The sequence below is a fragment of the Pseudoalteromonas tunicata genome, from assembly GCF_002310815.1.
Taxonomy (GTDB): domain Bacteria; phylum Pseudomonadota; class Gammaproteobacteria; order Enterobacterales; family Alteromonadaceae; genus Pseudoalteromonas; species Pseudoalteromonas tunicata.
Genome location: NZ_CP011032.1, coordinates 2,705,917 through 2,723,041, shown reverse-complemented (window position 1 = coordinate 2,723,041; position 17,125 = coordinate 2,705,917). Strand labels below are relative to the sequence as shown.

Below are 17,125 nucleotides of genomic sequence, written 5' to 3'. Positions count from 1 at the left end.
AAGTTGGTTAAGAGTGTTAAGGCAGTTCTAAAAACGCTTTAATTTCATTTTGTTGATTTAAACCATCTTGGAAGCCAATATCAATTAAATGTTTGGTATAGGATTTTTCAAATAATAAATAACTGACTAAGCTCGATTCCGAGTTTTTCTTGACCCCAATCATGCGCAGTAATGTTTTAATTGCAAATGGCATATCCGCGAAATGTTGATTCGCTATGGCATTAAAGTTTTGTGATGGATTGATGACGTAGGTATCAACCCGTTTAAGTTCTTGGTGTTTATCACGAGAAGGTAATAAAGATACCGTACGATTTACCCGCTCAAGGCGCTCAATGTCGGCGCGTAAAGTATCTGAAAATATAGTGTCTAATAGATGCCCTGCAATGGTTGAAATGCCGGGATAGTGTGGCTGAAAGCCAAAATATTTATTATTACTGGGTTGGTCGACACCAATAATAAATATTTTATTCGCTCCTAAGTGAATAGGCGGGCTGAGGGGGGAATGCTGGTGAATTGAACCATCGCCAAAGTAGCCTTTGCGGATTTTAATGCTTGGAAACACCATTGGGATAGCACTGGACGCCATTAAATGTTCAATATTAATAGTGGTATTTTCACCGCGCCGTTTGGCTCGTTGCCATGGTGCAATGCCATTGGCTTGATAAAAGGCCACCGAGTCGCCACTTGAATAGCTCGATGCAGTAATTGACAACGCTTTTAAGTGACCCAAAGTAATATTACGGTCGATGCGTTGTAAATCGAGCATTTGTTTCAACAAGCCACGTAAAGGCTCGTTATCAAATAAGCTTGCTGGTGGATGATTTATGTAATTTGACTGAAAGCTTGAGAGCATATTGCCAATAATATGGCCAAATACGGTAACAAAATCGGTATGATATACTTGGCTAGTATGAAAGTGTCGCCACACCCATTCTAGTTTTTTGACACCTAAATGAAAACAAGAGGCGTAACACGATAACGCGGTTGCATTAATTGCCCCAGCCGAAGTGCCATTTATTATTTTAAAAGGCAGTGGGGTATTGCGAGGTAAAGTACTGGCTATAGCTTTTAAAACGCCAACTTGGTAAGCTGCCCGTGCCCCGCCGCCAGTAAGCAATAATGCTGTATTAAGACTGGCTGGGTTAGTTTGATTTTTATACATAGTTATAGTTGAATACCGCTTAGTTTTTTTAATTTAGATGATCTTCAAACAAAAAATTAATTACTTTTCCTGTGAGTACATAATGTCAGAAATAAACAATGTAACAACCACAAAACGCACACTATATAGTTTAGCGCTAGTTTGTGTTTTAGGTGTGTTAGTTTTTGCTGTTTTTAATCTCTATCAGTCAGTTAGCAATAAAAATACCCAACCTATCAATAAGCCTGCTCCTGTGGTTATGGAAGAGTTTAGTCAACCTATTTTGACTCCAGCAGAACAAGAAGAGGCTGATAGTGACAGTGAAGATGAGGTAAATATACCATCAGACCCTACGCCAATGCCTACGGGAAAACCAGTACCAGAGGTGGTCGCGCCTGAGTTTACTATTCCTCCATTAGCACAAAGTGATGTGTTTGTTAAAGAACAACTTAGCCACTTTTATACTAAGCCTGTTTTAAACTTAATTGTGAACGATGACATTATTCGTCGCGTGGTGGTATTTGTTGATAACTTGGCTCAAGGGAAATTAGCACAGCAACATAACCCGTTTGTAAAACCGCTCGAATCATTTTCAGTGCAAGATCAAGATGTATTAACTATCTCGCCAGAAAGCTACCAACGGTATGATGCTTATGTGGATTTATTTACTCAAATTCCACCAGAACAGGCCGTTGCATTATTTAAGCAATACCACGTTTTATTTGACGAGGCTTATCAAGAAGTCGGGCTGCCTGATACCTCGTTCGACCAGCGTATTTTTGATGCTATTGACGTGATTATGACCACGCCAGTTGTAACAGGAAATGTGCCATTAATTGCTCAGTCAGTGACGTATAAGTTTGCCTATTCAGAGTGGGAACAGCTACCCGCAGCACAAAAACAATTACTGCGCATGGGGCCTAAAAACCTTAAAAAGCTCAAAGCAGCATTAAAGCAGATTAAGCAACATCTGCCTCAACCCGTGAAAGATGAACAATAACTGTGCAGTCAGCGCAGTTTAGTTAATTTTTCCTTGTACTGGGCAGATAAAATAGCCATAATCTGCCCCGCGTCTAACAAGACCCACAATGGTGGTCTTATTGGTCCTCTCGCAACAATAGCAGGTGAACTTGGTCAGGCCCGGAAGGGAGCAGCCACAGCGTGTGACTTGTGTGCCGGGATGCGGCTGGTAGGACCGCCACCTAAATCACAGAATATTCTGTTGTTTGAAGTATAAGTTGACATGTTTGTACTAAAACCCCGCATAAAAATTGAAATATAACCCTTCATAGCCTACTTTGAAATCGTCTCACATATTCGGTGATGGTTATGATCAGGCGTAAACTAAAGCACTCCAGAGTCAAAAACCTCTACAAGTTTGTTTGCAAGTCAAAAGAACAAAGCCACTTGCTTAGTTGAATCATCCTTAGAATTCGATGCACGCTTTCACTTTGAATACTCTCGTGAAATAAAAACCTGTTAGGGTTTGAATATGAGTTTGACGGCAGAATTTGCCGTTACACGCCTGACTTTTTGCTAACTCATCATTAAGAAGCCGCAAAAATATATTGAAGTAAAATTGCACGGGTTTATGAGTTCACGTGAAATAAGTAATATTGGTGTGTGATTTCCTAAATGGAATGAGCAAACAATAGGTAATCAAATAGCGTTTGTATCGACAGATAAAGAGCAATTAACCTATCTATCTCAGCAAAGCTATTTTGAGATGATGGCTCATGACAAGTTATTTGACTTATCAAAAATACTCGAAGTGCCAACAGAGCAAAATGAGGTTATGTTTGTTCGTAACCAATCAGTAGCCAAAGCATTTGTTGGCGAAAAGCAAAGACGATTGAAACGCGCTAAAAAACGAGCTGAAGCCAGAGGCGAAGTTTACAACCCTGAATATAAATTTGAGGCAAAGGACATAGGCTACTTTCATTCAATACCCGTATCAAGCAAAGCCAACGGCCAAAGCTTTCTCCTTCATATACAAAAATTGAAAATATCAATGTTGTAGGAAATCAATTTAATAATTATGGTTTTGCAACTAATCAAGCCTTGCAAGGCACGGTTCCAGCTTTAAATACCTTTTTAAAATAGTTATAAAATATCCATTTTATTAAGTTATGTAGTTCCATAAAAACAAGGGTAAATCATTTGAAAATCACTTGATAGTTTGGTGTTTATAGGTGAATTGCAGAATAGGCAGAGGCTGAATAGAGACTCCAGCAAACGCTGGGATCTTTTTAAGCGTTCTAACCATGTTTAAGCCTATTAACAACGTTCCTAATTAACCTTCTACCAGCAATAGTATTTACAAATATCAAAGGTATTTTAGAGCTAAATTGAAGGAGCATTTATTTAGCTATTTGTTCCATCGTCCAATATTCTCAAAGTAATCAATACAAGCAGATGCTAAATGAGCTAACTCAGTGGTATTTTCACTCAAAGTTGCATTTAAACGTTTATGCTCTTTTATATGACGTTCGAAAGTTCTAGTGTTTGTACCAATTGCTTTAGCAAAGGATTGAATATGCCAACGTAACTCAAGCCTAAATTTCTCAACACTGTTAATTTCTCAACACTGTTAATATCTAAACCACGCTGAATTAATTCGATTTCATCTAAAGGGTTTTAGCTTAAATTAACTTTCCCATTGCTGCGTATACCTACAAATTTATGATTAGCACTAGGTTGAATATAGTTAGGCATACACATCTCAAAACCAAGGAATGTTATATTTAATATAGCACTTTTGCTATCCGGCTGATAGTCGGGCTAAAGCAGTCAGTCACACTAGCCGTTATTTCTGTAATTCGTAAAATAGTACCAACCCTTTTGAAAGTCCAACAGGAAAAGTTGAGTAATGATCTGTTCCTTTTACTACTTCATCCTCTAGTTTTAAGCCTTGGTAATTACGTGAGCGTAAACGATTAACAAATCTTACATGACCTGCGACCATATCTTCTTTCATACCACTTTCTAAAGTCTCTAATGCGCCAGTTGCCATAAACACATTAGCCTTCAAAGATTTGTTCTTCTCGGCATACTTATCTTCTAATTCAAATATCCAATTATTTTTAAACCAGAGCGAAGGGCTGGTTAAGATGTAGGTAGAAAACAGCTCCGGCTTAGTTAACAGTACCCAAGCGCCAAATGATCCTCCTAATGACTGTCCAGACAATATTCGTTGCTCAGTGTTAACTCGGTAATTGTGCTCAACGTACAGAAAGACTTCTTTCTCAATAAACTCTAAGTACTCAGTTGCTCCACCAGTTGTGTATTTTGTCCAGTTCTGGTCAACTACAGGTGTTAAATCTCTAACTCGGCTAAACTGACCATTTTCTCCATGAGCAAATGAAATACCAACAACAATGACTTTATCCATGTTTCGCATGTGAGTTACACCAGCAGCCACTTTGAAAGTATAAGGTCCATCATTTAGGTAAAGTACAGGGTATTTTTTAGATTTATTTTTTGCCAAGAAATAACTGCGCGGTACTTTGATAAATAAATCGTACTTTGTACCTAGCACTGTGGATTCAATTGTAACTACTTTACTGTTAGCAATTTCAAACCTATGGCTTTCAGCAAGTGCAACATTGTTGCAAATTATATTGAGCATAAAAATTAAAGCCAAACATTTTACAAAAGGCAATTTCATGTGATTTCTCCTAGATTTTTATAAGTTTAATTTTTTAGCTTTTAGATGTTTGGTATTGATATACCAATCAAAATGATCAATCGTTACATAACCAATCTCGTATTCATTTTTTGTAAAATGAGTTTCCTCTTTTGAGCGGAATTGCGGTAATGTAGATATGGAAATCTATGGTATTAAACGGCTTAAGCGCTCAATGTGCATTATCATAAATTTCCAAAATCAAAGTGTGACATATGTCACAAAGTTGCTTTTTAACATACAGGATGCTATGGTGCGACACAAGTCACACCTCTTGAATGTTTATATGAAACCCAATTCAACAGAGTTAGAAATACTGAAATTACTTTGGAAAAAGCAGCCACGTACAGCCAAAGAAATTCATGAACACTTAGAATCAAAGTATGGTTGGTCATACTCATCTACACGTAAAACCTTAGAAAGAATGGGCAATAAGGGAATTTTAGAAGTTGGCTCCTCTGGCAACAAAAATACCTTTAAAGCATTAATTGAGAAAATACCGACGATAGCATCCTACATGCAGGAGTTCGCAACCAATGTCTTAGAGTTAGATGAACCACTACCTGTCACTATGTTCGCTGATAGCCGTTTAATAAATAAAGCTGAAGTCGATGAATTAGAGGAATTGTTAAATCAACTTTCAAAGGATGAAAAACAAAAGTAGTGGACTCTTTCATCATTCAATTCATAGTAAATAGTCTCTTTCCTTGGCTTATATTTTCTGGGCTTGTTTATGCTTGCTCATCTTATATAACCAAGTACGATAATAGCTCACCAAGTATTTGGTGGTCTGCGCTTTTAGCCAGCTTTTTACCTTTTATCCCTTTATCTCTTGGCACTATTAATATACCTATCCCTGATTTGGATTATATAAACTCAAGTTTGGTAAGTGCACAAATAGTAAAGCAAGCCGGTATCACCCATGCAAGTTTGCAGAAAGTGGATTTAATCGCAACAGCGCTAATTGTTGGTTACTTTGGTTTTACCTGCTTAAAACTCGTTAAATTATTGGTTGTGTGGCAAAAACTCAAAAGCTTATCAAGATCTTCTGAATCAATAAATAAGCTGCCGACTAGTAAGGTGAAGGTTGTAATTTCCTCTCAAAACCATAGCCCTTTTGTCATTGGCATAACAACCCCCTATGTTGTGCTACCTAAATATTTTTCATCGCTAAAAAAAGATCAGCAAAGCATTTTGATTCAGCACGAGCTAACCCACATTACAAACAAAGATCATATTACAATTCTTTTATGGAGGGTCTTAAGTACACTTTTATGGATAAACCCATTTGTTAAAAAGATGGAGTGGCAGTTCATTCGAGCTATGGAACACAGGTGTGACAAGCTGACGATACGTCGCTTTAATATTAACAAGCATGATTATGCCAAAGCACTGCTGCAATCATTAAAAAAAAGCGTCCAATTTGATAACAACAATCCAGTTGCTCAATTTAATTCTGGTGTGCTTTGCGCTGATGATTACAAAGCGAGGCTTACAAACATTGCTTCTCCAGCGAATAAAAGCCGACTTACTTTAACTTTAAAGTTCTCTTTAATGATACTTATTATTTTTAGTCTACATACACTCTTAAAAGCTCCCACAATGACGGGAAAGCTAACTTGGCAGCATCCACTAGATAGCCATACGATAAGCTCAACATTTCGTAGCATAAGTAAGGTCAGAGATTATAAGCCACATCGAGGTGTAGACTATGTTGCCCAAAGAGGAAGCCCTGTGCTGTCTGCTGCTGATGGAATTATAGTTATTTCAGATAACAAAACCATGCATTCGAACTATGGGAATACTGTATTAATTCAGCATAAAAATGGCTACCAAACGTTATATTCACATCTAGAATCGAGTGATGCCAAAGTCGGCTCTTGGGTTAAAGCTGGGCAGGTTATTGGCGTCATTGGTGATACAGGTAAAGCGACAGGCGTTCATCTTCACTTTGAAGTAATTAAAGACAATCAAAGAGTTGATCCTAGTTTAGTGCTCGGCGCTAAAACTACAAGGTAATAGCTTTTATTTCAGGCACTTCTAGCTTTATAAAGGTGTGGCATGCTTAAAGAAAAATTTTTTATTATTTTTACTCTTCTTTTTAGTTCATTTAGCTATGGCGGTGAAATATTTGATAGTTTCCCCGACAAAATAAATTCATCTGATAAATATGTTTTCTATTCTCACGGGCTCATTGTAGAGGGCACCGATCCTACTCCTGTCCATGAGCGCTGGGGGCAATTTAACTTTCCAGCTATTAAAGAGGAACTTGCCGACTCAAGCTATCATTTAATTGCTACTCATCGGCCAGCTAAAACTCATCCTTTTAAGTATGCTGAACAGTTAGCTAAACAAGTAACTAAATTACTAAAAAAAGGCGTACCTGCGAGCAATATATCGTTAGTAGGCTTTTCCCGTGGTGGGTTTATTGCGGCAATTGCATCGAGCAATTTAAAAAATATGGATATTAACGTTGTAATCTTAGCGGCTTGTACCAGCGGATTAGCTGAAAGAGCAAAAATCGCTATTTATGGTCATTTATTTTCAGTGTATGAGACATCTGATTCTGTGGGTTCGTGTGATGATGTAGTTGCTAGGAGTGTTGGTACCGTTAGTTCTTACAAAGAAATTTCGACTTCAACGGGTAAAGAACATGGCGCTTTTTTCACCCCTAGAAAAGAATGGATAGTACCCGTTAAAGCCTGGTTAAAGCGTAAAAAGCCTCAGTAGTATTGTATAAGCTCTATGCTCATACAGCAGATAGTTCAATTTGAGCAACTTAAAAAGTAATAAGCTAAGGATTAAATCAACTTCATGGAAATTAGAAAATTAAACTCTCTAAGAGCTTTAGCTGCCCTAATCGTATTTTTTACCCACTTTTCAGATATTACTCATTGGTTAAATGGCTCTCTAGGAGGCGGCTCTGGAGCCTATGGCGTAATGTTATTTTTCCTTCTTAGTGGCTTTCTAATGTCACTTCTCTATTTAGACACCAAGTTTAGCAGAGCAAACATTGAACGATACCTATTAGCTAGAGCTGGCCGAATTTTACCCCTATACCTTGTAATTGTTTTTAGCTCTTACTTATTAACTCAAAATAATTATGACATTTTATACAACATGACTGACCTTAATTCGTTAATAGGGCACCTTTTGTTTATACATGGTAAAAGCGTGCTTTGGACAATTCCACCAGAAATACAATTCTATATTATATTTATCGCTTTCTGGTTTTTAGCAGGCGATAGAAAAGGGTATATATATTTACTAATCGTAGCCTTTATGATGTTTTGGTATTTAGCTGATTTCCCAAGATTATTTGGTGAAATTGAAAGTATTCCTTACAACTTATTCAGTACTTTAAGAACGTTTCCGTATTTTTTTATTGGCGTTATATTTGGCTTGCATTACAAATCACTTAAAGTGCCGAGTTATATGAAGAGCAACTGGTTTATATTAGCTTTGTGTTTAATACCTCTGTTGTATCCTGATTTTTCACCTGTTAACGAGGGTGACAAGAAAAGAATGTGGCTTAGTTATGAAGTCCTATTTGTTATGAGCACAGTATTCTTTTGTGTTGTTTTTTTAGTACCGAACAACAATATTTTTTTAGCAAATAAGATTGGTGATTTTTTAGGTAAAGTGTCTTACTCATTCTATTTATTGCATTTGCCTATTATTGGAATGGTTAATAAGTTTAATTTAGATACTGAACTTAAGCTGTTATTATCACTGAGCTTGAGTGTGTTTTTTGCGCATATATCTTACGTTTTCTTTGAAAGGCCTATTGCAAATAGAATTAGAAGCTTCTCGAATACAAAGAGGCTCAACATTTAGTTTTCACACATTTAAGGAAAAGAAGTAATGTTTAGTAAGTTTATTAAGCTGGCGCTTACTGCTGTTGTTTTTTGCTCTCTACAGTTAAGTGCGAAGGAGAGCACAGAATTTAAAATTTGAAATACGCATACCTTGCAAATAAAATCTGAAAAAAGTGGATTAGAATATGAGCCCTATATACGCTTGCCCAAAAATTATACACAAAGCAATAAAAAGTACCCTCTGGTATTATTGAATGACAGGGGTTATTCCGTTGCTGCGGCAAGTGGCATTGTACATCTAATGGCAGGCAGAGATATTGAGGATGTCATTATCGTCGGGGCAAAGGACATGACCCTTTGATTAGTCGTACTCGGGACTACACACACCAACATATGCCCCAAATGAAGGAAGGGGAGATTCGCTAGAAGCTCAAAAGTATTCAGGTAAAGCTAGCCAGTACATTAGTTTCATTTCAGATGAAGTTTTACCTTTGATTAACCATACATACCGAATCAGACAAGATAAAAAATATTTGTTGGTCATTCATATGGCGGGCTGCTTGGCGCCAACATTTTGATCACTCATCCTGAACTGTTTAATCACTACATTTTAGGTAGCCCATCGTTCTGGTATGACAATAAAGCGATGTTTCAGCTGGAAAGTAATTATGCAAAAAGTAATAAGGCCATGAAAGCACAGGTGTATATGTACATTGGGTGTGAAGAAGGCAACATGGTTAAGGAAATGCTAGCAGTTGAGGATCAGTTAAAGTCACGAAATTACCAAGGGTTAAGTATCCAATCCAAAGTACTCGCAGGGTTATCCCATCACAGTGCTTTTGCAGTGTTATTAACCTATGGTCTTCAAAAAGCTCTCCCTAAACAAAGCAAAGACAACTAATAAGTTTAGACTGCGGCTGCCTAACAGCTTTGCTGCTAAAAGCATTATGAAGGACTCCAAATAATTTGAAAAATATAACTCAATGGCTTTGCTCGGCTTGTGGTATGTCTATTTCAGGCATCTTATTTAGGTGGATATTTGTTTATACGTTGGTGAGTTTTTCTTGCCTTATTACTAACTTTAGCGATAGTTCCTATGGTTAAAAACTAAGAGCAAGGCTAAACAAAACAGTAATCAGCATAGCGATCTATAACAAGGCGAAATTCTCGCGATCTATGTTCGTTGAGATGCCAAACGACTCTGAGGCGTTTTGTTAGTCCAAAAAATCTTAAATTCAAATAATAGAGCAAAGCCCTAACTCACATTTGCCTAAAATTAGCCCGAATAACCGACTGTAATTTACTAAGAGGTGACACTGAGCTAGTTCATATTTCAGTGTTCTTCATGGCACATGTAGCTAGCTAAACTAGGCAGTATTTTTATGAGATTGGCTTTATAAAGCTTTTATTTGGTAACTTTATACTTCCTTACGCTTCACTTTTAACTCTTAAATCTTGTTTACTCTCGGAGTAGCGCAGCGTCTCTGTGGTGAAAATAGCTTTTAAAGATCATAACCACAGCGATTTTGCATTTTACTTATCCCACCAGCACAAACTCATAAATATTGTTCACTCTCGGTTTAGCAGAGTGCCTCTGAGCATTCGGTAGTGAGAAATTAATTAAATATCCGATTGATATATACAACAATACCAAGCTCCTCGAAGTGCAGTTTATGTGTTGCTCGATTCAACTGTATCGAAAAACTCGAGGTGCTTTATATGATTATTTTGTCTTGTTTAAAAACAACTCATCAATCAGTTGGTGATCAGTAGAGGTAACATGGCGCTTTAATGCCCGAACAAAATCCATTGAAGTGGCGGGTGTGTTTGGATAAGCATGTTGCCTCCAAAGAGTCTTAAGTGTCGCAATTATAGGCTTATCGCCGATTGTTTTACGTAATTTGGCAAATGCTAGCGTCGCTCGTGAATGAATATCATGTTTTTGATTCGCATCGATAAGTGCGACTGGTACTTGAATATTATTACGTTGGCTAAGTTCATAGCGTTTTTGCTCAAGCTCGATTAGCGATAACATAGCTTTTTCGCCATAGTGCTTTTCAATGAGGATTATCTCAATATATTTCGCTAGTGATTTGTTAAGAAATGAAGGCTCTTCATTAACGCCATTATTAATACCATATTCAAACCATTGATGAGCAGTTTCATGAACGGCCCTACGATAACGCGGGTCAAAACCTGCGTCTTTTGAAGGCATAGCACGAAAACCAACCGTATTTTCTATCAGAATGATTTGTGGTAAAGCATATCCGCCAGAGTCGATATCAGCGCCGATATCAGGAGTAGAAATCAGGTTAAGTTGAGCACCAGTGTAGGGCATTCTGTTTTCTGCAAACCAAGTTAAGGTATCAGCCATTGCTTTGAGGTTTATTTGTTTTGCTTCATTTGTCTGAGGGGAAAATACATTGAGGGTAGTTCCGTTTATTTTTTGATAAAGCGGTGCATAAGGCACTGACAACCAAGTCGCAATTGCGCGAACAGGTTGCTTTGTTTGGAATTTGTAGAAAGCGCGATTGCCAGTAACCCAAGTGCTGACTAATTCCCCTTGACTGATAGCATGATGACCCGCTTCAGTTGAAATCACGGTACTTAAAGACGTCCATTTATAAGTATCAGTTTCTATTTCCTTTTCTTTTAATCGTTCCAAAGGGGCTATGTTTTCAATTTTCTCTAGTTTATATCTTGCACGTAGTTGAGCATTGTGCAGTTGGTAAACAGCTTGATAACCAACAGTTGGTAGTAACGGATCTGCGCGAAAATAGGTAAATTTAGGTTTGACTACTTGGTGTGAACGGTGTGGCCAATAGTGTGATTGCTTAAAGCTAAAATTGGCTCGCATCACACGTTGTTCGCCTGGCATTAGCTGTTGCGCGAATTGATAAATGCCTTGATTAAGATCATCATCAAATTCAATTAATGTCGCTCCGGTAAGGTTGATATTGCCAAATGCATAATTGCCGTATCGTCCGATTAATACTTGTTTAATAGGTGTGTCCGTACGATTTTCTAGCGTGTAAATCAGTTTAAAGTTTGCAAACTCTTGCGTTGGGTAAATATCAACTTCGGAATCAATGTGAACAACCACAGGTTGCGCTTTGTGCTGCCAGTGAGCAAAGCGAGTTTCATATTGCGCTTTCCACGCCTCGCGTTTGTCTGAATTGGTCAAAGGTTTCTCATCAACGAGTGCAAAATGCAAGCTTAGTCCCGCGAGAAAAGTGACTGAAAAAGACATCATCACGCTTTTTGGTAAGTTCATGATTGACAGTTTACCTAGACCTGTACCACGGTGTGTGCGGCTGATGGCAAGTAAAACTAGACTCAAAGAAGCCGCTATCCAGAGCGCCATATAAGGTAAGTAAACTGAAATGCTGGCACTATATCCCCAGAAATTATCAGGCGCTTGCAACGGTGTCCCTGCAATATTCCAAAGTGTATGAGTCATGCCTAGAGAGGTCATAATTGGTGTGAATTTGATTAAAATAATCAAGGCGACAATACCACCAGAAGTCATACTTGAACGACAAAGGTGGTGTAAGCAAACAAATAACGTACCGAGTAAAAATAAAGGTAATCCACTTAGGCCTAACTGCACTAGATAATGATGAAATAACCATTCACTCCCTGCCAGCAATTGAGCGAGGCTACTGCTCGCAAAAGTGAGCAATAGTAGTAATACGATCATTAAACCAAGGGCAATAATATGAGTGCCAATCAGTTGGCGATTAGATATTGGAGCCGCAGCAATCAACTCAGCAATATTATAGCTTTTATCGCGTGAGCAAATCAGCCAGCTCCATAAGGCAATCGCAAAAGTGCCAAGTACTGAAAATAAATCAAAAGCGACGAGGTTAAGTGCATCAATGCTATTAGGCGAAATTACAGACATAGCTTCGGCATAACTGATACCGGATATCACCTCATTAAAAATTATCATAGGCCAAATGAGGAGTATGATTTGGGTAATCCGACTGTGTAATAAGGTGAAAACGGATACTTTGATTAATTGAATAAAAGGGGAGTTAGGTAAGTGGGTCGCTAGTTTGTTTTTAGTGTTGGCCTGTTGTGATAATTTAGCGACATTAAGGTTATCAACAATCTCTTTGTGGACTTTCTCTTTAGGTTTTTTAGTCAGTGCAATATAAACAAGTGCTACAGTGAGCAGTAAATAAGCGAGGCGATTTGTGAGTAGTTCAATACTGGTATAACCTTTGGCTAAATTGATGCTTTCTAGCAATGCAGTTATGCCATATGGATCGAGCCATAACATAGTATTATAAAAAGAGTCATTGATAACAATACTACCAGCTAGAACAGGTGATCCCGCCATACTGCCAAGTAGTAAATAAATGATACCTGATGCGGCTATCCAAACATATATAATCATCGTACTTTGCCAGTAAATTGAAAGCCACATAGAAAAAGCAGTTGTAAACAATATGCTGGGCAAGACTAATAAGAGTAGATTGAGTATTGTGAGGGTAAAAAAGTCCGCCGAAAAACCAAACTCTAGCGAAAATCCTACCAGTGCCATAAAAAAGCATAAAATAAAAAGCATAAAGAACAGAGTGACCATAATGCCATAACGTAATAACCAGCGTTTGGTGTAAGTTATGGAGGTACAATTAATTAGCTCACTCATGTTCGAGTTTGTATCGCGCAGAAAAACAATGGGCGATAACGCCCCAAGCACAAGAGGTAATATCATCATTAATAAGAAGATATGAGAAAGCTGTAATTGATTTGCGGGATTATAACTTTCTTCCTGAATCCCCCCGCTTAGTAACAAAGCTAAAATAGGCATTAAAACCATACAGATTAAGATCAGAGGCTGACGAACACAAAAGCGCCATTCATTAATAAACAACATTAGTGTGTTTCCTTTGCTAGTAACTCAAAAAAATATCGGTCTTGTAGGTTTGCTTTAACCAACGTTGCATTAGCAGTGGGTTTAGTTTTGCTGTAAAGACGCAAACAAGGTTCGCCGAAACGGTAGCTTTTACTAAGAACTTGAATACCACTATTAGCATCTGGCTCAATGTGGGTTTGCCAAATACAGCCTTCAAGTGGTGTAATTAAGGTTTTTACATCAGCACTATCGATGACTTCTCCCTTAATTAGTAATGCAACATGATGGCAAAGGTTTTCAATGTCTTCGACGATATGAGTTGATAGAATCACCAATTTCTCTTTGCTAATGGTGACCAATAAACTGTGAAGGCGTTCACGTTCAACAGGGTCTAATCCTGAGGTGGGTTCATCCATAATGATAAATTTAGGGTCGCCGAGCAAAGCTTGTGCAATACCAAAACGCTGACGCATGCCTCCAGAAAAAGTGGCTACTTTTTTATGTGCGACATCGTTCAGATTGGTGAGAGCTAATAATGAGACGATTTGATGCGCTCTTGTTGTTTTATCAATGCCTTTTAATATCGCCATGTGCTCTAGAAGAGCCTGGCAGCTCATATGTGGATACACACCAAAGTATTGAGGTAAATAACCTAATATTTTTCGCAGCTCATTAGGGTTTTGCCTTAAATCAATGCCGTCAAATATTATTTGTCCATCATCAGGCGTTTGCAAACAAGCAAGAGTGCGCATTAATGACGATTTTCCAGCACCATTAGGCCCTAATAAGCCAATCATACCGATAGGCAAGTTTAGTGATACATCTTTCAGTGCATGGGTGCCATCTGCATATTTTTTATTAATATTTTTCACGCTAAGCATAGAGTTTATCTATTGGATTTTTGATAACGCTAGATTACGAGTTGGTGCACAGGTAAGCTATCTGACAAGGATGAAGTGAATAAACGCAATGATGAGAGATTAAAAAGTATCTTCATCAGTTGAATCGGTCGTTTTGTCATTAAGTTTGTGACAGAGTAAATAAAGATGCTATTTTGCAGAAAATTGGTAGAACTAAAATAAGACACGCTATTTTAAGATGCTAGCTAAAACCATTAAACGATCATTACGCTATCTAAATTTGCCTTTACTTTGTGCCGTATTGTTAGAGGCACATATTCGTTTTTTATCGCTACAAGGAAATAGTGGCAGTTTATATTTGCAAATAATGTTGCAACTTATCTTAGAGAGTTTGCCATTTTTTATAGCCCATCATTTTGCAGGCAATAGACCACGCAACCATGCGATCATAATTTGGTTTCTCGGTTTTATATGCTATCCGTTATTGTCATTGGTAATAAGCGCACAAAACATGACTTTTGAACACTGGTCTTTGTTGAGTTCCCAAGGCTGGTTATTTGTTGTGCTGGCAAGTACCGCATGCTTTATTAATCACGCTTCAACAATGCGTGAAAAAACTCGTGTGATGCAATGGATATCAAAACTGTTCTCACTCAACATGGTGATTGCTATGTTGTTAGTCGGTTGGGCTACAGTGATGGCGGGGGTGTTTAATAGCACTCAAGACCCTAAGGACAACCAATCGCAGAAAGTAATCATTGATTTAAGTAATATAGTTACTGAATTTGGTCAGTTTTTCGAGTATTTCTGGCAGTTTTTAATCGTGGCATCCCTATTTGGTAGTGTCTTCGCAATAAACCGCTATGGTCTTATCAGGCAAGTATTAGCAAAACAAGGAATACTTGCATTTGTTGCTGCAGCTTTAATATGCATCATTATCGTCACCCCAATTTTTGCAAGTTTGGTCTTGTGGCTACCATTGAATACGCCTGATATTATTTTGTTTCCTTCATCATTTCATCACGTGTTTGCGCCTGCAAACTACCAATTTATATTTTCGTTATTAGCAATCAGTACGCCGTTAATTTTAGTTTTTGAACGCCAACAGCAAAACGCAGTAGTGACACAAATTTCTTTTCAGAAAACTCATACAGAGCTAAAACTGTTACAACAACAAATTAACCCGCATTTTTTGTTTAATACGCTAAATAATCTCTATGCGTTGATACTGACTAAGTCGGATGACGCGCCTAGTTTAGTCGTGAAACTCTCAAACTTACTGCGCTATACCGTCTATGAAGGGCAAAAAGAGCAAGTTACCTTGGCGCAAGAAGTTACTTATCTACAAGATTATATTGCTCTTGAGCAAATCAGAAGCCTCGATAAATGTACATTGGACCTGAAATGGCCAGAAAACGCCGAACAATTCACACTACCGCCGTTATTAATCATAATGTTAATAGAAAATGCCTTTAAATATGGCGTTGAACCAACGATTGAAAAAAGTCATATTCGTTTTCACATGCAATTAAATAAAAACATATTAACCGTTATATGTGAGAATCCTATCTTTACTCATAAGCACAATAAAGCAAGTGGGTTGGGCCTTGAAAACTTAAGTCGTCGATTAACACTTTTATATCCTGGCAAACACACTATAAGTAGTGGTCCTATCGGGGAGCTATGGTGCGCAAAAATGACTTTGGATCTTACATCATGCTAAAAGCCTTAATGATTGATGATGAACCACTTGCCCATGAAGTAATTGTATATCATCTAGCTCAACATTCAGATATTCGTATCGTTGGCCGTTGTTATAATGCAACCCAAGCACTGAGCTGGCTTGCTAGTAATGAGGTCGATTTACTTTTTCTAGATATTAATATGCCAGACCTTAACGGGATAGATTTATTAAAGGTCTTACGGAACCGCCCGCAAGTTATCATCATCAGTGCTTATCAAGAATATGCTATTCAAGGTTTTGAGTTAGATGTAACAGATTATCTATTAAAACCAGTCTGTGGTGAGCGCCTTTCTTTGGCATTAGATAAAGTTAGGTTACGTACTCAAAAGCAATTATTAAATAAACCTGAACCGCAGCATATTATTCTTAAGGTCGACCGAGAAAAACGAAAGTTTAGTTTAACTGATATCACCTTATTAGAAGCTTATGGTAACTATGTAAAACTTTGGCAGGGCAATGATATGGTACTGGTAAGTAGTAGCTTAAAGTTATTAATTGAAGCGCTTCCTAATAGGCAATTTACCCAAGTACATAAGTCTTATGTGGTTAATAATGTCAAGGTAGTCGCTTTAGAAACAGACTTATTGACGTTGGAGTGCGGTCGAACAGTCAAAGCCAGTAAAACCTTTAAGAAAAATCTCCAGCGACTGCTTTCATAAAACAAAGAGTTTTAATGCTAGCTAGAATAGAAGTGATCCGAGTGGCATTTCGAATTAAAAATTTTATAACACATTGAATTAAAATTATAAATTCTTTAGGTTTTTGAATTTTAGGATGATAAGTTTCCTATTTTTAATGGCAGTGAGTTGTATAATTTTCGCTTTGTAATTGTTTCAGCTCTTGTCTCGGGAAATGCACTACAAGGGGAAATTTTGCATCTTAATTATTCACCTGCACAAACTCTTAAATATTGTTCACTCTCGGTGTAGCGCAGCGTCTCGATGAACTCGGTGGTGAAAATAGCTTTTAAATATCAAAATCACAGCGATTTTTCATTTTACTTATCCCACCAG

At 37.6% G+C, this 17,125-nt stretch carries 13 protein-coding genes and 1 other RNA gene; 10 read left to right on the top strand and 4 right to left on the bottom strand.

Translation table 11 applies throughout. The features are described from left to right. Positions 1 to 16 precede the first annotated feature (16 nt). Positions 17 to 1,162 (bottom strand): patatin-like phospholipase family protein, encoded by a 1,146-nt coding sequence (locus PTUN_RS12405; RefSeq protein WP_009837260.1) that lies wholly within the window; start codon positions 1,160 to 1,162, stop codon positions 17 to 19. Between the two features lie 82 nt (positions 1,163 to 1,244). Between PTUN_RS12405 and PTUN_RS12400 the strand changes: the two genes are divergently transcribed. The 3 genes from PTUN_RS12400 (at position 1,245) to cas6f (ending at position 3,161) form a co-directional block, all read left to right on the top strand. Then, positions 1,245 to 2,141 carry a DUF3014 domain-containing protein gene (locus tag PTUN_RS12400; protein ID WP_009837259.1) on the top strand — a complete coding sequence of 299 codons (897 nt, stop codon included), beginning with the start codon at positions 1,245 to 1,247 and terminating at the stop codon, positions 2,139 to 2,141. A gap of 98 nt (positions 2,142 to 2,239) precedes the next feature. Next, positions 2,240 to 2,336: signal recognition particle sRNA small type (gene ffs / locus PTUN_RS12395), an RNA gene on the top strand. Positions 2,337 to 2,792: 456 nt separating this feature from the next. Continuing rightward, positions 2,793 to 3,161 carry a type I-F CRISPR-associated endoribonuclease Cas6/Csy4 gene (gene cas6f, locus PTUN_RS12385; protein ID WP_332306588.1) on the top strand — a complete coding sequence of 123 codons (369 nt, stop codon included), beginning with the start codon at positions 2,793 to 2,795 and terminating at the stop codon, positions 3,159 to 3,161. Positions 3,162 to 3,947: 786 nt separating this feature from the next. Here cas6f and PTUN_RS12375 read toward each other — a convergent pair. Then, positions 3,948 to 4,808 carry an alpha/beta hydrolase gene (locus tag PTUN_RS12375; protein WP_009837256.1) on the bottom strand — a complete coding sequence of 287 codons (861 nt, stop codon included), beginning with the start codon at positions 4,806 to 4,808 and terminating at the stop codon, positions 3,948 to 3,950. A gap of 304 nt (positions 4,809 to 5,112) precedes the next feature. On the opposite strand from PTUN_RS12375, the gene PTUN_RS12370 reads away from it, so the two are divergent. From PTUN_RS12370 to PTUN_RS22230, 5 genes are all read left to right on the top strand, one after another. Continuing rightward, on the top strand, positions 5,113 to 5,490 hold the full coding sequence (locus tag PTUN_RS12370; protein ID WP_040643709.1) for a BlaI/MecI/CopY family transcriptional regulator: 378 nt from the start codon (positions 5,113 to 5,115) through the stop codon (positions 5,488 to 5,490). Then, a complete protein-coding gene (locus PTUN_RS12365) occupies positions 5,490 to 6,845 on the top strand; it encodes a M23/M56 family metallopeptidase (RefSeq protein WP_009837254.1) in 1,356 nt (451 codons plus the stop codon). The genes PTUN_RS12370 and PTUN_RS12365 overlap by 1 nt, the downstream gene beginning before the upstream one ends. Positions 6,846 to 6,887: 42 nt before the next feature. Further along, positions 6,888 to 7,556 (top strand): lipase family protein, encoded by a 669-nt coding sequence (locus PTUN_RS12360; protein ID WP_009837253.1) that lies wholly within the window; start codon positions 6,888 to 6,890, stop codon positions 7,554 to 7,556. 84 nt (positions 7,557 to 7,640) lie between these two features. Further along, complete coding sequence (locus PTUN_RS12355; protein WP_009837252.1) at positions 7,641 to 8,663, top strand: acyltransferase family protein; 1,023 nt, start codon at positions 7,641 to 7,643, stop codon at positions 8,661 to 8,663. A gap of 555 nt (positions 8,664 to 9,218) precedes the next feature. Continuing rightward, positions 9,219 to 9,545: an alpha/beta hydrolase gene (locus PTUN_RS22230; RefSeq protein WP_232284981.1), complete on the top strand. Its 327-nt coding sequence runs from the start codon at positions 9,219 to 9,221 to the stop codon at positions 9,543 to 9,545. 822 nt (positions 9,546 to 10,367) lie between these two features. Here the strand turns inward: PTUN_RS22230 and PTUN_RS12345 are convergent. Together PTUN_RS12345 and PTUN_RS12340 are read right to left on the bottom strand one after the other, a co-directional pair. Beyond that, the gene (locus tag PTUN_RS12345; protein WP_009837249.1) at positions 10,368 to 13,529 is read right to left on the bottom strand and encodes a hypothetical protein; all 3,162 of its coding nucleotides are present in this window, start codon (positions 13,527 to 13,529) and stop codon (positions 10,368 to 10,370) included. Beyond that, positions 13,529 to 14,389: an ABC transporter ATP-binding protein gene (locus PTUN_RS12340; protein ID WP_009837248.1), complete on the bottom strand. Its 861-nt coding sequence runs from the start codon at positions 14,387 to 14,389 to the stop codon at positions 13,529 to 13,531. Before PTUN_RS12340 ends, PTUN_RS12345 begins: the two co-directional genes overlap by 1 nt. 490 nt (positions 14,390 to 14,879) lie before the next feature. Here PTUN_RS12340 and PTUN_RS12335 point away from each other — a divergent pair, with 490 nt between their 5' ends. Next, positions 14,880 to 16,091 carry a sensor histidine kinase gene (locus PTUN_RS12335; RefSeq protein WP_157742134.1) on the top strand — a complete coding sequence of 404 codons (1,212 nt, stop codon included), beginning with the start codon at positions 14,880 to 14,882 and terminating at the stop codon, positions 16,089 to 16,091. Continuing rightward, positions 16,085 to 16,771 carry a LytR/AlgR family response regulator transcription factor gene (locus PTUN_RS12330; RefSeq protein ID WP_009837246.1) on the top strand — a complete coding sequence of 229 codons (687 nt, stop codon included), beginning with the start codon at positions 16,085 to 16,087 and terminating at the stop codon, positions 16,769 to 16,771. The genes PTUN_RS12335 and PTUN_RS12330 overlap by 7 nt, the downstream gene beginning before the upstream one ends. Positions 16,772 to 17,125 lie beyond the last annotated feature (354 nt).